The sequence below is a fragment of the Niveispirillum sp. genome, from assembly GCF_017996735.1.
GTDB lineage: Bacteria > Pseudomonadota > Alphaproteobacteria > Azospirillales > Azospirillaceae > Niveispirillum.
Window position 1 is genome coordinate 64413 of record NZ_JAGOGJ010000015.1, and the last position, 17597, is coordinate 82009.

The window sequence follows — 17597 nt, forward strand, 5'->3', positions numbered from 1 at the left end:
CGCGCTGGACGAGCGGCGCGGCGGCGGTCGCCGCCGTACCAAAGTGGAACCGCCCCCGCTACTGCCTGTTCAGCCCCGTGTCGGATCGATCAGGAACTTCTCACCCGTCGCCTTGCGCTCATAGGCACGCAAGATGTCCGGCTGCAGCGCTTCGGCAAGCCCGATCACCTTTGTGTAGGTGCTGGCAAAGGTGGTGGTCAGTTCATCGATGACCCGTTGACGCAGCCGTTGCTCCACCTGCAATCCCGCCTTCTTAAGGAAGGGGGTCAGAAGCCACCCGGAAACACTCCATTGATAACCGATCGGTCGCCGGTTCAGAATGGTCGGGCCGAAATCAAGCGTGCCATAGATGTACAACTGCTTGAACGTGTCGGAGCCGTAGCGGCTATAGTCCGACATGCGGCGGACGGCGGCTTCCTCCATGGCCTGTAGGACATCGCTGCCCAGGGTTCCCCCGCCGATCGGATCGAAGGCAATGGTGGCGCCCGTTTCCGCTATCGCCGAAACAAGCTGTTCGTGGAAATCCTCGTCCTTGCTGTTGAGAACGATCTTCGCGCCAACTCCCCGCAGGAGGTCCACCTGCGCCGGCGACCTGACGATGTTGATGAGCGCAATGCCGTCTGCCAGGCAAATCCTTTGCACCATCTGGCCGAGGTTCGAGGCACCGGCGGTATGAATGATCGCCTTATGGCCTTCCCTGCGCGCCGTCTCCACGAACCCGAGCGCCGTCAGCGGGTTCACAAACATTGAGGCACCCTGTGCGGCCGTCGCCCCACCTGGCAGGGGCGTGGCGTTCTGTGCCGGGACCTTACGGTAGTCAGCATACATTCCGCCGGCAAACATGCCGACGCGCTGGCCTATCAGAGCCTCGGCATTTCTGCCGGCAGCGACCACCGTGCCTGCCCCCTCGTTCCCGACCGGCAGCGATTGGTCCAACCTTCCCGCCAGCGCCTTCAGCCGGGCGGGCGGGACGGCGAAGGTCAGGCCAGGCCTCATGCCTTCGACCTGCCGGAGCGTAGACAAGTCGGCCGGACCGATCAGCAGTCCAAGATCACTCGGATTGATGGGGGCCGCTTCGATGCGGACGATGATCTCGTCATCAGCGGGGTCCGTGATCTCGACGTCCTCCAGGGAGAGGGTGAGTTTGCCATCTCCGGTAACTGTGGAACGCAGTTCGCGTCCTGTGAAAGCCATGACCGTCTCCGCTTGAGAACAATGTGATGTGTATGTCTTGCGTAATCGGGCGCCCCGCCGACGCCGGGATTCCCGTCGCGGCACAACCTTGGTCGGGGTCAATGCCCCCCTGTCAGCGCCGGGTGCCTGGGGCCCCAGAGCGTGCCCAGGAGGTCATCGATCGTGCCGACGCCCATCGGATCAGCGGCGGTGTACACATCCCCGTCCGTCCAATGTTCGAGTTCATTGCCCCATGGATCGCGCCAGTAATCGAATATCTGGCTCCCCAGTTTGTGCCGGCCGACACCCCAGGCATGCTCGCGATTGCGCTCCTTCAGATAGGAGTGGCCCTTCATCAGGTCATCGAACCCGTCCACTTCGAACGCGGCATGCCCGAACCCGGGCCGACCCGGCGAAGCGACCATCGCCAGGGTATGATGGTCGGTCGGAATGTCGCCCTTATCCATGCGCATGAATGCGCCGATCGGCACATTCGGCTCTACCTCCACCTGATCCGAAGGGATCAGTCCCAGCCGCTCCCTGTACCAGGCTGACGACATGGCATAATCACCGACCATGATCATCGCATGCCCAAGCCGACGCACATGGGAGGGGGCTGGATCAATGCGAACCGGTACGCTGAGACGCCTCCGTTCGCCCAGCGAATTGAACGGGGCCTGCGGTGCCAACGGCTCTGCGGGATTGAAGGACTGTTCCGCCAGAACGTCGACAAGGTGACCGTCCGGATCCGTGAGGCGGATAAGATAACCACCGCCCGGCGTGTCGGCCGGCTGTACCGGCACGCCCTCATGCCTGGCCAGGAGATCGAGATCGGCGCGTGACCGGGCGCGAAAACCCAGCCCAATGAAGCGGCTCTCGCCTTTTTGCGAGACATGCAGGAACGGCGCCCCGTCCGTGCCACGCGCGTAGATCCTGCCTTCACGCTCGGCGCAATTCAGGCCGAAATCCTCCAGGAACTTCCGCATCTCCGCCAGGTCCGGTACCTGAAACCGAACGAAGGCGAGATCTTCCACTTTGATGATGCTCATCGTCACCTCTGGATTCCGAACGTGTCTGGCCGCAACCGGTCCGGATATGGGCGAGGGAGAGACGCCAACACAGTGCGCGTCTTGCCGGCGGCTGCATCGTTTCATCAGTCGACCAGCATGGGTCCCTCCCCCTTCCGGGCTCCCCGACAGATCATGGTCATTTTCACGTTTAATCCATGTAACAGATAAATTTATTTTTTTCGTAGTCAAATAGTTTTTTTCAGGCTAGATGCTCCGAAGGTCGCTACGACCGGCAGAGGCCGTCAATCATCAGAAGGAGCAGGAAATGCGACTGGTTCGGTTCGATAACATGGGGACGCCGCGGCTGGGGGTTCTGAGGGGCGATGCGATCGTTCCACTCGACAGCCTGGCATCCCGCTTTCCGACCATGTTGTCCGTCATTGCCGCCGGGGAGGAAGCACTTGATGCCATCCGCAGCGTGGCCGCGTCCGGCGTCGCCACCGTTCCCCTGAATGAGGCCCGGCTACTGGCCCCGATCGAGCGCCCGGAAAAATTCCTTGCGATCGGCATGAATTACCGCAGGCACATTGAGGAGGCCAAGCGTCTCGGGGCGCCCGTCCCCACCAACCAGTTCTGGTTCAACAAGCAGACCAGTTGCATCACGGGGCCCTATGACGATGTCGATACGGGCGTCAGCCAGGCGGTCGACTATGAGGTCGAACTCGGGCTGGTGATCGGGAAGACGGCCAAGCATGTCAGCGTCGAGGACGCAAGGAACCATGTGTTCGGCTATCTTGTCTGCAACGATGTATCGGCGCGCGACTGGCAGGCGCATGCCCCCACCTTCACGGTCGGCAAGTCGTTCGACACACATGGACCGATCGGCCCCTGGATCGTCACCGCCGACGAAATACCCGACCCACACGGGCTGGGGCTTCGCTGCTACGTCAATGGAGAACTCCGCCAGGACAGTAACACGTCCGAGCTGGTTTATAACGTCTGGGAACAGATCGCCTATCTGTCGACGGCATTTACGCTCAATCCGGGCGACCTGCTGGCGACCGGAACGCCAAATGGCGTCGGCGTGGCGATGACCCCGCCCCGCTTCCTTCAGGCGGGCGATGTCGTGCGGTGCGAGGTTGATTGTATCGGCATCATTGAGAACCGCATCGCCGGCTCCGAAGCCGCCCGGATTGCGGCTCGGTAGCGGCTGAAATCCACACCGGCCGCCGGGCGACCGTCATCGCCGGCCATCCGGCAGCCGGCGTTCGTCGCCTTCTCGACCTGTTGCCGGGCGTACCTGGCGGGAAAATGCCCGTCGCGGTATGCCCCCTTGGCAGCGGACGCATCATCGTGCAACGTAGGCCCAATAAAATATGTTCCTGCCGGAAAACGATGATGCTGCGCGTTAAAGATGATTCAGTCGCCGAGATCGACGGTCCCCGCAATCAGACCTCAATGGCATATGAGATCATCCGAACCGACATCTTGCTCGGGCGGCACACACCTGACAAGAAGCTCAAAATCCAGGATCTGGCGGAGGAACTGGGGGTCAGCCCCGGCGCGGTCCGCGAAGCGCTTTCCAGGCTAGTGCCCGAGGAACTTGTCGTATCACGCGATCAGCGTGGCTTCCTGGTGGCCCCTCTGTCGCCTGCGGACCTTATCGATCTGACCGACCTCAGATGTGAGATCGAGGCATTAGCGCTTCGACGCTCGGTCGAGCGTGGCGACGTGAATTGGGAGGCTGGCATCCTTGCTGCTGAATATAAACTTAGGAACAAGCCCATCGTCGCAGATGGCGAAGACCCGCGACGGAAGTGGGCGCAAAATCATGCTCAGTTCCATTCAGCACTGGTAAGTGCCTGTGGCAATCGCCGCCTGTTCTCACTTCATGGTCAACTATATGAACAGTCCGAACGCTACCGGGGGCTATTGTTCCACCTGGAGACGGATCGTGATGTCACTGTAGAGCATCAGGAGATCATGCAGTATGCGCTCACGCGCGATGCCGATTCTCTCGTCCGCGCTACTGTTCATCACCTCCGTAAAACGACGGAGCTAATCATCGCCAATTTTGGCCGGAAAGAACCGGCAAAACATAAAAAATAATTTTTTTCATAAAAAATATTGATTTCTTCCTGATGGCCTGTGACAGTCGTGGCGACGGCAACCCATCCCGCGATCGCTGATGAACAGTCCCGCCGCACGTCAAGTGCTGCGGGATCAGCCATGTCATTTTGAAGAGAGGATATCATGACAGATCGACTTTTCTCGCTGGAGGGGCGCACTGCGCTTGTGACGGGCGGCTCGCGCGGCATTGGCAGGATGATCGCGGCGGGCTTTATCGAACGCGGCGCCAAGGTCTATATTTCCTCCCGCAAGGCCGACGCCTGCAACGCGACGGCGGCCGCCCTTTCCGCCGATGGCCGCACATGCATCTCCCTTCCCCAGGATATTTCGACCATTGAGGGTTCCGAAGCTCTGGCGGATGAACTCGCACGGCGCGAGCCCAAGCTCGACATCCTGGTCAACAACGCGGGTGCAGCCTGGCTTGCCGAGTTCGGGGCTTTCCCGGAGAAGGGCTGGGACAAGGTCGTCGACCTGAACCTGAAATCACCATTCTTCCTTACCCAGGCGCTTCACGGTCTCCTGAAATCCGCCGCAAGTGCCGAACGTCCGGCAAAAGTGATCAACATCGCCTCCATCGACGGCCTTCGGCCGAACCCGCAGGAGACCTACTCCTACCACGCGAGCAAGGCCGGGCTGGTCCATCTGACACGGCGGATGGCGGCCAGGTTGATCCAGGACAATATCTGCGTGACCGGGATCGCCCCCGGCGCTTTCGTCTCCGAGATGAATATCGATGCGCGCGACCATGGCAGCGAACTGGCAAGCCGGATTCCGGCCAGACGTATCGGCCGGGACGAGGATATGCAGGGAGCCGCGATCTACCTGGCCTCCCGTGCCGGCGATTACGCCGTTGGCATTACGGTCGCGGTCGATGGCGGCGTCACCTACGCCAGTCTCAGTGTCTGATAATGGCGAGCAGGGCGGCGCTGGCCCTTCTTCGACCACGGTGCGCGGACAATACTACTCCGGATCGAAGATTCCCGTGGCGAGGACATTCATGTAGGTGTCTATCGACACTGTCAGCGGCTGCCCGGTTCGCCAACCCTTAAGGTCATAGGATGCATCCAGCGAAGACATGATGAAATGGCTGGCGATGAATGGATCGACCACCCGCATGCTTCCATCTTGCATCGCTTCGACGAGAAGACCCATCAGGCCGAGAGCGGTCCGTTCGGACCGCTCGACAGCATCGTGCCGGACCGGCGCCGGCATGGCCTGGAGTGCCGACGACCGCAGCAGCGGATAATCGCCGGAAAACTGCAGGGCCAAGACGGAACTCAGGATTGTCGCAATCCGGTCCCAAGCAGATGTCCGATCGGTTTCGGCCAGACGCCGGAGGGCTGCCAACCGATGAAAGCTCTCCCGTGAGCACGCCGCCACCAACTCGTCCTTGCCCTCGATATGTCGATAAAGGCTGGTTTTCGCGCGTTTGAGTTCCCCGGCGATCCGTTCGACCGACGTCCCCTTGTAGCCAAAATCATTGATAAGGCGGGTCGCCACCCGCAGATAGGCCTGTCGTTCGTCCTCCTCCGGCACCGGGCCGGCATGGATGGGCGCGGCCCTCCATGGCGTACCGGATGTGACCAGACCGCCATCCAGCACGGCCAGCAGGCGCTCCCGCACGTTCGGGAGATCCCCGATGGCGAAACGTCGCAACCAGATCTCGGACCAGAAAAGCGCCTCGTTGAGGATATGGGCGCGCGCCGTCAGCAGGCGCTTGCGCTCCGGCGTTTCCGACGGTCCGAAAAATGCCCGCACGGCCCGGAAGACGGTTTGGTATTGTGCGACAAGCGTCGACCGGGTCGCCTCTTCCATCGCCCGGATTTCGGAAAGAATGGCGAACGGCCGGCTTTCGCCCCGAAGCGCCCGCGCGAACTGGTCGAAATAAAGTTCAACATAGCGGGCGACGCGCTTGCGCTGGGTGGGTTCTTCCCCGGCGCGCCGGACAATCTCCGCGAGCCGCAGAAGGCTGTCCTCGAACACGGCCGCCGCCAGATGTTCGCGCCGCTTGAAATAATAGGTGACGCTCGACGTGCCGAGATCCAGCGCGCCGGCCACCTCCTGCAGGGTCATTCCCCAGACGCCCTTCTGGTTGAGCGAAAATGTCGCCGCATCCAGAATCCGCTGTTTCTGGCGTTCAAAGCGCACGGAGGCTCCCGCCGAGGCGATGACCTGAAGGGATGCTTCGGATTGGTTCCCGCTGGCGTTCATCTTTGGACTTGTCGTTGAAGCCCGGCTGGCTGTCAACAGGCAGATATCAGGCGCGTACCGATCCGACGGCCAATTCGAAAGTTCGTTCACATGTGAATCTCGCGAACTTCTAAAAATCTCCAAGTTTTCCTGGACATCAAAAAAAATATTTTTTAGCTTTGGTTGGAAATCGAAATCTCAGTATCGACCTCCCGCCAGAGAAGGCCAGAGAGAGGAGCAAAGCGGTGGATTTCTCCCTGACAGATCGTGAGTGCCATTTCCGGAACCGGGTAAGAGACTTTATGATGATGGAAGTCCGCCCGAAGGCCGCGGAGATCGCACAGGAACTGGCCAACGGCGAGCGCTGGGCGCCGCTTCAGACCATCGAGATGCTGAAGGCAAAGGCAAAGGCGGCCGGCCTTTGGAACCTGTTCATGCCGCCTGCGGGAGAGCATGGCGAGGCGGATGACGGCTTCGTCTTCAGCGGCGAGCGCCTGACCAACCTCGAATATGCCTTGTGTGCGGAGGAGATGGGCCGCCTTCAATGGGCCTCCGAGGTCTTCAACTGCTCGGCGCCGGACACCGGCAACATGGAAGTGCTGCACCGGTACGGAACACGCGCCCAAAAGGACACCTGGCTGAAGCCCCTGATGGAAGGGGAGATCCGGTCCGCCTTCCTGATGACCGAACCCGACATCGCCTCGTCCGATGCCACCAACATCCAAACCTCGATCCGCCGCGACGGCGACGGGTATGTCATCAACGGGCGAAAATGGTGGTCGTCGGGTGCCGGCGATCCGCGCTGCCGGATCGCCATCGTGATGGGCAAGACCGACCCGGAGGCGGAGCCGCACCGCCAGCAGGCGATGATCCTTGTGGACCTCAAATCACCGGGCGTGAAGATCGAGCGGATGCTGCCGGTCTATGGCTATGACCATGCGCCGCATGGCCATGCCGAGATCACCCTGACCAATGTGCGGGTTCCGGCCGGGAACCTGCTGCTGGGCGAAGGGCGCGGCTTCGAGATCGCGCAGGGACGTCTCGGGCCCGGTCGCATCCACCATTGCATGCGCACCATCGGCATAGCCGAGGAAGCCCTGGCGGCGATGACAAAGCGGCTCAACTCCCGCATCGCCTTCGGCAAACGCATCGCCGAGCATTCGGTCTGGGAGGAGCGGGTCGCGCGGGCGCGCATCGACATCGAGATGACACGACTGCTCTGCCTCAAGGCCGCGGACATGATGGATCGCTCCGGCAACAAGGCGGCGCGCAACGAGATCGCCATGATCAAGGTGCAGGCGCCGCTGATGGCGCTGCGCATTCTCGACGACGCTGTGCAGGCGCATGGCGGTGGCGGCGTATCAGACGACTTCGCGCTTGCCGCCGATTGGGCGAGCATCCGCACCTTGCGGATCGCCGACGGCCCGGACGAGGTCCATGCGCGCGCCATCGCGCGGGCCGAGTTCGGCCGCCACCGCGCGGCCGCCCGATGAGCGATCTGGACGAAGAGGCGCTAGCCCGATGGATGCGCGGTTCGATCCCCGGCGGCCCGGCGCTCCGAACGGTCGACAAGTTCGCGGGCGGACAGTCAAACCCGACCTATCGCATCGGCACGGCGGGTGGCACCTACGTGCTGCGTCGCAAGCCCTTCGGCCGCCTGCTGCCATCGGCGCATGCGGTGGAGCGCGAGTTCCGTCTGATGTCCGCCCTTCATCCCACCGGCTTTCCCGTCCCGCGGCCGGTGGCATTGTGCGAGGATCAAGCGGTGATCGGCTCCGCCTTCTACCTGATGGAGATGGTCGAGGGCCGCACCTTCTGGGACGGCACGCTTCCGGCACTGTCCAAGGCCGACCGCCATGCCTGTTACGAGGCCATGATCGATACGGTGGCGGCCCTCCACTCCATCGATCCCCGGACGGTCGGTCTTGGCGACTTCGGCCGCCCCGGCAAATACGTCGCGCGGCAGGTCGACCGCTGGACGAAGCAGTACCGGGCGGCGCAGACCGAGGACATACCGGAGGTGGAGAAGCTGATCGAGTGGCTGCCATCCACCCTGCCCGAACAGGCGGACGCCTCGATCATCCATGGCGATTACCGCATCGACAACCTGATCTTTGCCGCCGACCGGCCACAGGTGCGGGCCGTCCTGGATTGGGAACTGGCAACGATCGGCGATCCGCTCGCCGATTTCGCCTATCTCGCCATGTGCTGGGTGATGCCGCGCGACGGGCGGGCCGGCCTGGCGGACGTCGATCTGGCCGGAACGGGCGTTCCGACACTGGAAGAGATAGTGGCCCGCTACTGCGCTGCGACCGGTCGCAGCGGACTGCCCGACCTGCATTGGTACTTCGCCTACAACCTGTTCCGCGCGGTGGGCATCATTCAGGGCATCAAAAAACGTGTGATCGACGGCAATGCGTCAAGCCCGCAGGCGGCTGAGACGGTCGCGCGACTGCTTCCCATTGCCCGGGCCGGCTGGATGCAGGCACGGATCGCCGGGGCCTCGGGGTGAGGTGAGAGGGCATCTTGGCAAAACCATATTCCAGAAACGAGGCTCCCATGATCAAGACCCGCCTGCATGGCGATATTCTCGAAATCGTCCTCGACAACCCACCGGTCAACGCGCTGGCCGGCACCGTCCGCAGCGGGCTGGCCACGGCCATCGCCAACGCACAGGCCGACGATCGCGTGAACGCGATCGTTATCCGGGGAAGCGGCAGGCTGTTCTCGGCAGGCGCGGACATCACGGAATTCGACAAGCCGCCGATCGAACCCAATCTGCCGGAGGTCATCGACGCGATCGAGGCGAGCAGCAAGCCTGTCCTTGCCGCCATCCATGGCTCGGCGCTTGGCGGTGGCCTCGAAGTCGCGCTCGGCTGCCACTACCGCATCGCGACGCCAGGGGCAAAGCTGGGCCTGCCTGAGGTCCTGCTGGGGATATTGCCGGGTGCCGGTGGAACACAGCGCCTCCCTCGACTGGTCGGTGCCGAGGCGGCCCTGGACATGATCGTTTCGGGCAACCCGATACTGGCAGGCAAGGCTCTGGATACCGGTCTGGTGGACCAGCTTGCCGCAGCGGATTCCACACTGGCCGACGAAGCGATCGCCTATGCACGCACGCTTGACGGGCCCCGTCGCACCGCCGACCGCCGGGTTGCGACCGACCCGGACGTCTTCGAGAGGTTTGCGGCCGGCAATGCCCGCAAGATCAAGGATCTGGAGGCACCCATCGCCTGTATAGAGGCCGTCCGGGCATCGACCATCCTGCCGCTGGACCAGGGCCAGGAGAAGGAACGCGCCCTGTTCGCCCGGTTGCTGGCCGGAGACCAGTCGAAAGCCCTGCGCCATGTCTTCTTTGCCGAGCGGGCGGCAGCCAAAATCGAAAGGATGCCCCGGGATACCCGACCCCGTCCGATAGCCAGGGTCGGCGTGATCGGCGCCGGCACGATGGGCGGCGGCATCGCGATGAATTTCCTGTCCGCCGGCATTCCGGTCACCATCGTCGAGACGGCACAGGAAGCGCTCGATCGCGGGACGGGCGTGGTCAGGAAAAATTACGAGGCGACGGCGGCGAAGGGACGGCTGACACCCGATCAGGTCGAAAGGGCCATGAGCCTGCTTACGCCGACGCTCGACTTCTCCGCGCTCGCGGACTGCGACCTGGTGATCGAGGCCGTCTACGAGAATATGGACCTCAAGAAGGAGATATTCGCACGGCTGGACGGGGTGGCGAAGCCCGGGACCATCCTCGCCTCCAACACGTCTTTCCTGTCGGTCGACGAGATCGCGGCCGCGACCACGCGGCCGCAGGACGTGCTCGGCCTGCACTTCTTCTCGCCGGCCAATGTGATGAAGCTGCTGGAAGTCGTGCGCGGCTCCCGGACCGCACCGGACGTGCTGGCCACCGGCATGGATATCGCGCGCCGGATCGGCAAGGTGCCGGTCGTCTCCGGCGTCTGCTACGGCTTCATCGGCAACCGCATGCTGATTCCGCGACAGGTCAACGCCGAAGCACTGCTTCTCGAAGGGGCGACGCCCGAGCAGATCGACCGCGTCCATACCGGCTTCGGAATGCCGATGGGTCCGTTCCAGATGGCCGACCTGGCGGGTATCGATATCGGCTGGCACCGTGATCCAGAGCGGATCGAAAGCCTGCAGGATGCGCTGTGCGCCCAAGGACGCTGGGGACAGAAGACGAAGGCCGGCTATTACGATTATGACGACAAGCGCAGGCCCACGCCCTCGTCCGCGGTCACCGGGATCATCGAGAATTTCCGCACGCGGGCGGGCATCGCGCCGCGCGACATCTCGGACGAGGAGATCATCGTGCGCACCCTCTACACCATGGTGAATGAAGGAGCGAAGATCCTCGAAGAAAATATCGCGCAGCGCGCATCAGACATCGATGTGGTCTGGAACCATGGCTATGGATGGCCGCGCCACAGGGGCGGCCCGATGTTCTGGGCCGATCAGGTCGGGCTTGGGAAAATTGTCGACGATCTCGTCCGCCATTGCGCCCGCCTCGGCCCGGACTTCACGGTTTCGCCCCTGCTTGCGCGCTGCGCGGACCAGGGAGCTCCGCTCGACAAGTGACAATTTACGAGGGTATCGAAATGACCTGGAAAATCCCCCGTCTCACCTTTCGCATGCCGAAGCACGCCGGAGCGCACCAATGAGCGCCCGGACCGATATCCTGCCATCGCCGGAGCTGCTGGATTTCCAGTTGTTCGACTGGCTGAACATCGCCGGCGGCGAGGAACGCGAAACCTTGTCGGCGATCCTCGACACCGCCAGACGCCTGGCGGTGGATGCCTTCCTGCCGCACTATCGGCAGGGCGACATCGAAGAGCCCAGCCTTGACGTGGAGGGCGTGCGCATCCTGCCGGCCATCCGGACGGCGCTCGCCCGCTATGCTGAACTCGGCCTGTTCGGCATGAGTTTCTCAGAGGAACTGGGCGGCCTCGGGCTTTCCTTCGCGGCCTCTCTCGCCATCCACTCCAACTTCGCCGCGGCCAACGTATCGACCGCGGGCTACACGATGCTCACCGTGGCGAATGCACGGCTGATCTCGACCTTCGGCACACCTGCACAGATCGAACGGTTCGCATTGCCGGAGATCGAGGGGCGCTGGTTCGGCACCATGTGCCTGTCCGAACCCCAGGCCGGGTCAAGCCTGGGTGACATCCGCACCAAGGCGGTGCCCGACGGCGAGGATGAGCTTGGTGCCCGCTATCGGCTCACCGGAAACAAGATGTGGATATCGGGTGGCGACCAGAATGCCAGCGAGAACATCGTCCACCTCGTGTTGGCGAAAATCGTTGCAGAGGATGGAAGCCTGCCTGTGGGCTCCAAGGGCATCTCGCTGTTCATCGTGCCCAAGCTGCTCCCCGACGGCACCCGCAACGACATCGCGGTGGCCGGCCTGAACCATAAGCTGGGAAACCGGGGTACATCCAACTGCCTGCTCAATTTCGGCGAAGGCGGAGGCGCCGTCGGTTGGCGTGTCGGCATGCCGGGCCAGGGCCTGCCGCAGATGTTCATGATGATGAACGAGGCCAGGATTTCGGTTGGGATGGGAGCAGCATCCCTGGCCTATCGCGGTTACCGCCAGTCACTGCAATACGCGCAGGAACGGTCCCAGGGCCGTCCGGCCGGCACTAAGGGCGGAGCGCCGGTCGCCATCATCGAACATCCCGATGTGCGCCGGATGCTGCTGCAGCAAAGGGTGTATGCGGAAGGTGCCTTGGCCATCTGCCTCTATTGCGCTCACCTTCTCGACCAGGGCGGCAGGGACGCGGAAGCGCTGCTCGCCCTGCTCACCCCGGTCGCCAAGAGCTGGCCATCCGAATTCGGCGTCATCGCCAATGATCTGGCCATCCAGGTCCATGGCGGTTACGGCTACACGCGCGATTTCGACGTGGAGCAGCTCTGGCGCGACAATCGCCTGAACCCGATCCACGAGGGTACGACCGGCATTCAGGCGCTCGACCTTCTCAGTCGCAAGATCCTCCATTCCGACGGACGGGCCTTGAGCCTGCTCTGCGCGCGCATCGTGGTGACGGCGCGGCGCGCCGAGACGGACAGCAGGCTGGCAGTGTTCGCATCCTCGCTCCTGGATTTCTGGCAAGAGGTCGAAGGCGTGATTGAAGGTCTGAGCGGGCGAGGACCGGAAGCGTTCGACGACGCAACATTGTTCCTGCGCGCCTTCGGTCATGGCGTTATCGCCTGGCTGTGGCTGGACCAGGCGGTGACCGCTACCGCGCTTGCGCAAACCGCCTTTCGTTCCAGCCTCCTCTATGCCTGCCGCTATTTCTTTGAAAGCGAGCTGCCGCAGGCCCGGTGCTGGCTTTCGATCGTCGCCCGGCACAGCACGCTCGTCCGCTCCATGCCGGACGAGGCTTTCGCATGAGTGGCATTCTGGCGATATTGCAGGCAGAGATCGGCGTCATGCGTCGTTCGGACTGGCTGGCGGTCGATCAGCCAATGATCGACCGCTTCGCCGAGGCCACATTCGATCATCAGTTCATTCATGTCGATCCCGTGCGCGCCGCTGCAACCCCCTTCGGCGGGACCGTCGCTCACGGCTTCCTGACATTATCGCTCCTGTCGCGAATGGCAGAGACAACCGTATCCACGCCTGTGCCGGGCATCCGCATGGGTGTCAATTACGGCTTCGACCGGGTGCGGTTCGTCAACCCGGTACGTCCCGGAAATCGTATCCGCGCCGCCTCCACCTTGCTCGCGGTCGAGGAGAAGCACCCGGGCCAGTTTCAGCAGCGCTGCAACATCGTTGTCGAGATCGAGGGCGCCGACAGGCCCGCGCTCGTCGCGACATGGCTGAACCAGCTTTTCGTGTGATCGCCCCTTCAAAGGAGTTTCCCCATGCGCGATGCCGTCATCGTTTCCACCGCCCGGACGCCGATCGGCCGTGCCTATCGCGGCGCCTTCAACGCCACGCCTTCACCGACATTGGCCGCCCATGCCATCCGGGCCGCGGTCGAGCGTGCCGGCATCGATCCCGGCGAGATCGAAGACGTATTGCTGGGCTGCTCCCTGCCGCAGGGCGTGCAGCAGACGGTGGGACGCACGGCGGCGCTGCGCGCCGGCCTCCCCGTCGCAGTCGCCGGCATGACCATGGACCGTCAGTGCTCTTCCGGCCTTATGACCATCGCCACCGCCGCCAAGCAGGTGATGGTTGACCGCATGGAGGTCGTTGTCGCCGGCGGCGTGGAGTCCATCTCCATGGTGCAGACACCGGCTGTCCGGGTCGACCCGGATCCCGAACTTGTCGGGATGGTGCCCGACATCTACATGCCGATGCTGCAGACGGCCGAGACGGTGGCCCGCCGTTACGGCATCCCGCGCGAGCGTCAGGACGCCTATGCCCTGCGGTCCCAGCAACTGACGGCCAAGGCCCAGCGGGCCGGCAGCTTCGATGACGAGATCGTACCCGTCACAACCATGATGGCGGTGACCGACAAGATGACAGGCGAGACCACCCGCGGGCCGGTGACGCTTGCCAGGGACGAGGGCAACCGGCCGGAGACCAGTGCAGAGGGGCTGGCCGGTCTGAAACCGGTCATTGAGGGCGGGGTCATCACCGCCGGCAACGCCTCGCAGCTTTCCGATGGGGCTTCGGCCTGCGTGATCATGACGAGCGCGCTTGCCGCACAGCGGGGCCTCACGCCATTGGGGCGCTATGTCGGCATGGCCGTAGCGGGAACAGAGCCTGATGAGATGGGCATCGGCCCGGTTTTCGCCATCCCGAAACTGCTGAAGCGGTTCGGCTTGCACATGGACGATATCGGCTTGTGGGAGTTGAACGAAGCTTTCGCCGTGCAGGTACTGTATTGCCAGGATGTGCTCGGCATCCCGGATGAGCGGCTCAATGTCAACGGCGGGGCGATTTCGATCGGACATCCCTACGGGATGTCAGGAGCCCGCATGACCGGCCACGCCCTGATCGAAGGAAAGAGACGCGGCGCGAAGCATGTCGTCGTGACGATGTGTGTAGGCGGCGGCATGGGTGCGGCCGGCCTGTTCGAGGTGCTTTAGCGAAACCACCCCCTGGAGACGGAACAGACGCGGCGCGACGCGGTACGCCGTCTTTGCACAATCCCTTGCAGGCCGGAGGCCGCACCATGGCGTTTCATGACGTTGAAACCGGAACATCCCAGCTTCTGGCAGATTTGGCGGACGGGGTCTTGACGCTGACAATGAACCGCCCGGAGGCCCGCAACGCGCTGACGCTGGAGATGCTCCAAGCGCTCTCCCGCCAGTTGGCGGGCGCCGAGGTCGCAAAGGATGTCCGGTGCGTCGTGCTGACGGGAGCCGGAAAGGGCTTTTGCGCGGGCGGCGACGTGAAGGCCATGGCCGGACAGCAGGGCGACGCCCATCCCGGTACGGCCACCGACGATTATATCCATCGTCAACGCCTCATCCAGCACGCGACAGCCGGCAAGCTCTTCCATATGCCAAAGCCGACGCTGGCTGTCATCAACGGGGCGGCGGCCGGCGCGGGCCTGGCCCTCGCGCTTGCCTGTGACCTGCGCATCATGTCGACGGATGCGGTCCTCATGACCGCATTCAGCCGGGTCGGCCTGTCTGGAGATTTCGGGGGCACCTATTTCATGACCCGGCTGATCGGCGCAGCCCGATCGCGCGAGCTCTATTTTCTGTCTGAGCGGGTATCGGCACCGCGAGCCCTGGACCTGGGCCTGTCGAACTGGGTATCTGCCCCCAACTCCCTGGCCACCGAAGCGTCCGATGTCGCCAGACAGTTGGCATCGGGACCTGGCGTCGCCTACCGCTACATGAAGGAAAATCTCAATCGCGCGATGACGGGCGAGGTTGACGATTGCCTCGACATCGAAGCGACACACCACGTGCATTGCATGTCCACAACCGACCATCGCGAAGCCGCAGCGGCGTTCATAGCAAAGCGCGAGCCGGTCTTCGTCGGCGGATAATGGGCAAGCCCACGCAACAATCTTAGGAATTCAGACCATGCGAACGCGGATAACCGAACTCTTCGGCATCAGGCATCCCATCATTCAGGGCGGCATGCACCAAGTCGGCCTGGCCGAACTGGCTGCCGCTGTCTCTGAAGCCGGAGGCCTCGGCACGTTGACAGCCCTCACCCAGCCTTCCGCCGCCGCCCTGGCGGCTGAGATCGCCCGGTGCCAGGCGATGACCAGCAAGCCTTTCGCTGTCAATCTGACCTTCCTCCCGTCAGTCAACCCGCCGGACTATCCAGGTTATGTGGATGCTATAATCAATGGCGGGGTGCGGATCGTCGAAACCGCCGGGAACAACCCGAAAGCCTGGCTCCCGACGCTCAAGGCCGCGGGGATCAAGGTTATCCATAAATGCACCTCCGTCCGCCACGCCCGCACCGCCGAAGCCATCGGGTGTGATGCCGTCAGCATTGACGGCTTCGAATGCGGCGGTCATCCCGGCGAGGATGATGTGCCAAACATGATCCTGCTGCCACGCGCCGCCGACGAGCTCAGCATTCCATTCGTAGCGTCGGGCGGCATGGCGGATGGCCGATCTCTCGTCGCGGCACTGGCGTTGGGAGCGGACGGCATAAATATGGGGACGCGCTTCCTCGCCACCGAGGAGGCGCCCGTCCATCCCAACGTCAAGGCGGCAATCGTTGCCGCCAGCGAACGCGACACCCGGCTGATTATGCGTCCTTTGCACAATACCGAGCGCGTCCTCAGGAATACTGCTGTGGATCGCATCCTCGAGAAGGAGAGGTACCTCGGCGAGGCCATCAAGTTCGAGGATATCGCCGCCGAGGTGGCAGGCGTCTATCGCCGCGTCATGAAGGATGGCGAGACCGACATCGGCGCTTGGAGTTGCGGAATGGTGGCGGGTCTGATCCAGGACATACCGACCATCCGCATCCTCATCGATCGCATCATGGCACAGGCGAACGACATTCTTCGCACTCGGCTCAAACCCATCTTCAATGCTTCAGAGGAATGTCTTGATTAGCACAGTATCCAGAGTAGTTTGTGTCCCACCGTGTATCGGGTCGTGGATGATCGTAGTTTTAGCTGCTATTGAGTAGAAAAGAGTGGATGCGGAGGCTTGAATTCAATAGTTACGCGGCCACGGCGTTAGATACCAGAGCTGCGTAGAAGTCGGCCTCGGCTTCTGCGGGCGGAATGTTTCCGATTGGCTCGAGCAGGCGTCGGTTATTGAACCAATCGACCCATTCCAGGGTGGCGTATTCCACGGCCTCGACGCCGCGCCAGGGACCGCGACGGTGTATGACCTCTGCCTTGAACAGCCCGTTGATCGTTTCCGCCAGGGCATTATCGTAACTGTCTCCGACGCTGGCGACCGAAGGTTCGATGCCGGCTTCCGCGAGCCGCTCGGTGTAGCCGATGGACAGATATTGAGACCCACGGTCGCTATGGTGAACCAGGCCCATGGCCTTGGCGGGGCGGCGGTCATGGACGGCCTGCTCCAAGGCGTCGAGCACGAACCCTGCCTGCGCCGAGGTGCTGACGCGCCAGCCCACGATCTTGCGCGCATAGGCGTCGATGACAAAAGCCACATAGACGAACCCTTTCCAGGTGGCGACATAGGTGAAATCCGACACCCACAGCCTGTTGGGCGCGGGTGCCCGGAACTGCCGGTTCACCTTATCCAGCGGGCATGGGAGCTTCTTGTCGGGGATCGTCGTCCTGTGCGGCTTGCCACGGATGATGCCCTGGATGCCCATGCCCTTCATCAGCCGAGCGACCGTGCAGCGGGCGACTTCGAACCCCTCGCGCCCCAGTTGCCGCCAGACCTTCCGTACACCATAGACCCGCCAGTTCTCCTCGTAGACACGGCGGATCTCCGGTCGCAACACCGCATCCCGGCGCGCCCGGTCCGACAGTTTTTCTGGATCGGACCGTCCGGCCAGATGATTGTAGTATGTGGATGGGGCGATCGGCAGCACCCTGCAGATCGGCTCGTGTGTGGACGCCCTCTCGGTGTCAAGCAAATTTCAGGTCGCATCAAAGCGTGTGGTCAGGTGCGGTCGTGTGTCCGGCCTCGTGATGCGGCCTTCTAACGCCGCGGGCCCGTATGGAG

14 protein-coding genes and 1 pseudogene are annotated in these 17597 nt (G+C 62.9%); 11 read left to right on the forward strand and 4 right to left on the reverse strand.

Going from position 1 to position 17597, the window contains the following annotated elements; all coding sequences use genetic code 11:
* Positions 1-69: 69 nt before the first annotated feature.
* Positions 70-1194 carry a zinc-binding dehydrogenase gene (locus tag KBA48_RS07685; RefSeq protein WP_292904872.1) on the reverse strand — a complete coding sequence of 375 codons (1125 nt, stop codon included), beginning with the start codon at positions 1192-1194 and terminating at the stop codon, positions 70-72.
* A 98-nt stretch (positions 1195-1292) separates the two neighbouring features.
* Complete coding sequence (locus KBA48_RS07690; RefSeq protein ID WP_292904874.1) at positions 1293-2222, reverse strand: VOC family protein; 930 nt, start codon at positions 2220-2222, stop codon at positions 1293-1295.
* A gap of 286 nt (positions 2223-2508) precedes the next feature.
* Here KBA48_RS07690 and KBA48_RS07695 point away from each other — a divergent pair, with 286 nt between their 5' ends.
* The 3 genes from KBA48_RS07695 to KBA48_RS07705 all read left to right on the forward strand — a co-directional run bounded on the left by KBA48_RS07695 (position 2509) and on the right by KBA48_RS07705 (position 5219).
* Positions 2509-3390: a fumarylacetoacetate hydrolase family protein gene (locus KBA48_RS07695; RefSeq protein WP_292904876.1), complete on the forward strand. Its 882-nt coding sequence runs from the start codon at positions 2509-2511 to the stop codon at positions 3388-3390.
* A 188-nt stretch (positions 3391-3578) separates the two neighbouring features.
* Positions 3579-4292 (forward strand): GntR family transcriptional regulator, encoded by a 714-nt coding sequence (locus KBA48_RS07700; protein ID WP_292904878.1) that lies wholly within the window; start codon positions 3579-3581, stop codon positions 4290-4292.
* 144 nt (positions 4293-4436) lie between these two features.
* Entirely contained in the window at positions 4437-5219 is a 783-nt protein-coding gene (locus KBA48_RS07705; protein ID WP_292904880.1) for an SDR family NAD(P)-dependent oxidoreductase, read from the forward strand.
* Positions 5220-5273: 54 nt separating this feature from the next.
* On the opposite strand, the gene KBA48_RS07710 is transcribed toward KBA48_RS07705, so the two are convergent.
* A complete protein-coding gene (locus tag KBA48_RS07710) occupies positions 5274-6461 on the reverse strand; it encodes a TetR/AcrR family transcriptional regulator (protein ID WP_292904882.1) in 1188 nt (395 codons plus the stop codon).
* A 299-nt stretch (positions 6462-6760) separates the two neighbouring features.
* On the opposite strand from KBA48_RS07710, the gene KBA48_RS07715 reads away from it, so the two are divergent.
* The 8 genes from KBA48_RS07715 to KBA48_RS07750 all read left to right on the forward strand — a co-directional run bounded on the left by KBA48_RS07715 (position 6761) and on the right by KBA48_RS07750 (position 16505).
* Positions 6761-7996: an acyl-CoA dehydrogenase family protein gene (locus KBA48_RS07715; protein WP_367273820.1), complete on the forward strand. Its 1236-nt coding sequence runs from the start codon at positions 6761-6763 to the stop codon at positions 7994-7996.
* A complete protein-coding gene (locus KBA48_RS07720; RefSeq protein ID WP_292904886.1) occupies positions 7993-9015 on the forward strand; it encodes a phosphotransferase family protein in 1023 nt (340 codons plus the stop codon). Before KBA48_RS07715 ends, KBA48_RS07720 begins: the two co-directional genes overlap by 4 nt.
* Before the next feature lie 47 nt (positions 9016-9062).
* Positions 9063-11096, forward strand: coding sequence for a 3-hydroxyacyl-CoA dehydrogenase NAD-binding domain-containing protein (locus tag KBA48_RS07725; protein WP_292904888.1), 2034 nt, complete (start codon positions 9063-9065; stop codon positions 11094-11096).
* Between the two features lie 79 nt (positions 11097-11175).
* Positions 11176-12912, forward strand: a complete 1737-nt coding sequence (locus KBA48_RS07730) for an acyl-CoA dehydrogenase (protein WP_292904890.1) — start codon at positions 11176-11178, stop codon at positions 12910-12912.
* On the forward strand, positions 12909-13361 hold the full coding sequence (locus KBA48_RS07735) for a MaoC family dehydratase (RefSeq protein ID WP_292904892.1): 453 nt from the start codon (positions 12909-12911) through the stop codon (positions 13359-13361). The genes KBA48_RS07730 and KBA48_RS07735 overlap by 4 nt, the downstream gene beginning before the upstream one ends.
* A gap of 24 nt (positions 13362-13385) precedes the next feature.
* On the forward strand, positions 13386-14558 hold the full coding sequence (locus tag KBA48_RS07740) for an acetyl-CoA C-acyltransferase (RefSeq protein ID WP_292904894.1): 1173 nt from the start codon (positions 13386-13388) through the stop codon (positions 14556-14558).
* Between the two features lie 86 nt (positions 14559-14644).
* Complete coding sequence (locus KBA48_RS07745; RefSeq protein WP_292904896.1) at positions 14645-15472, forward strand: enoyl-CoA hydratase; 828 nt, start codon at positions 14645-14647, stop codon at positions 15470-15472.
* Positions 15473-15509: 37 nt separating this feature from the next.
* Positions 15510-16505, forward strand: a complete 996-nt coding sequence (locus KBA48_RS07750) for a nitronate monooxygenase family protein (protein ID WP_292904898.1) — start codon at positions 15510-15512, stop codon at positions 16503-16505.
* Positions 16506-16614: 109 nt separating this feature from the next.
* Here the strand turns inward: KBA48_RS07750 and KBA48_RS07755 are convergent.
* Positions 16615-17478, reverse strand: a pseudogene (locus KBA48_RS07755) (IS3 family transposase); the annotation flags it as partial.
* Positions 17479-17597: the final 119 nt, after the last annotated feature.

Coding starts and splice junctions, on each gene's coding strand:
- KBA48_RS07735 (WP_292904892.1), top strand. CDS start 12,909: ATGAGTGGCATTCTGGCGATATTGCAGGCAGAGATCGGCGTCATGCGT.
- KBA48_RS07700 (WP_292904878.1), top strand. CDS start 3,579: ATGATGCTGCGCGTTAAAGATGATTCAGTCGCCGAGATCGACGGTCCC.
- KBA48_RS07705 (WP_292904880.1), top strand. CDS start 4,437: ATGACAGATCGACTTTTCTCGCTGGAGGGGCGCACTGCGCTTGTGACG.
- KBA48_RS07750 (WP_292904898.1), top strand. CDS start 15,510: ATGCGAACGCGGATAACCGAACTCTTCGGCATCAGGCATCCCATCATT.
- KBA48_RS07725 (WP_292904888.1), top strand. CDS start 9,063: ATGATCAAGACCCGCCTGCATGGCGATATTCTCGAAATCGTCCTCGAC.
- KBA48_RS07745 (WP_292904896.1), top strand. CDS start 14,645: ATGGCGTTTCATGACGTTGAAACCGGAACATCCCAGCTTCTGGCAGAT.
- KBA48_RS07740 (WP_292904894.1), top strand. CDS start 13,386: ATGCGCGATGCCGTCATCGTTTCCACCGCCCGGACGCCGATCGGCCGT.
- KBA48_RS07730 (WP_292904890.1), top strand. CDS start 11,176: ATGAGCGCCCGGACCGATATCCTGCCATCGCCGGAGCTGCTGGATTTC.
- KBA48_RS07685 (WP_292904872.1), bottom strand. CDS start 1,194: ATGGCTTTCACAGGACGCGAACTGCGTTCCACAGTTACCGGAGATGGC.
- KBA48_RS07695 (WP_292904876.1), top strand. CDS start 2,509: ATGCGACTGGTTCGGTTCGATAACATGGGGACGCCGCGGCTGGGGGTT.
- KBA48_RS07720 (WP_292904886.1), top strand. CDS start 7,993: ATGAGCGATCTGGACGAAGAGGCGCTAGCCCGATGGATGCGCGGTTCG.
- KBA48_RS07690 (WP_292904874.1), bottom strand. CDS start 2,222: ATGAGCATCATCAAAGTGGAAGATCTCGCCTTCGTTCGGTTTCAGGTA.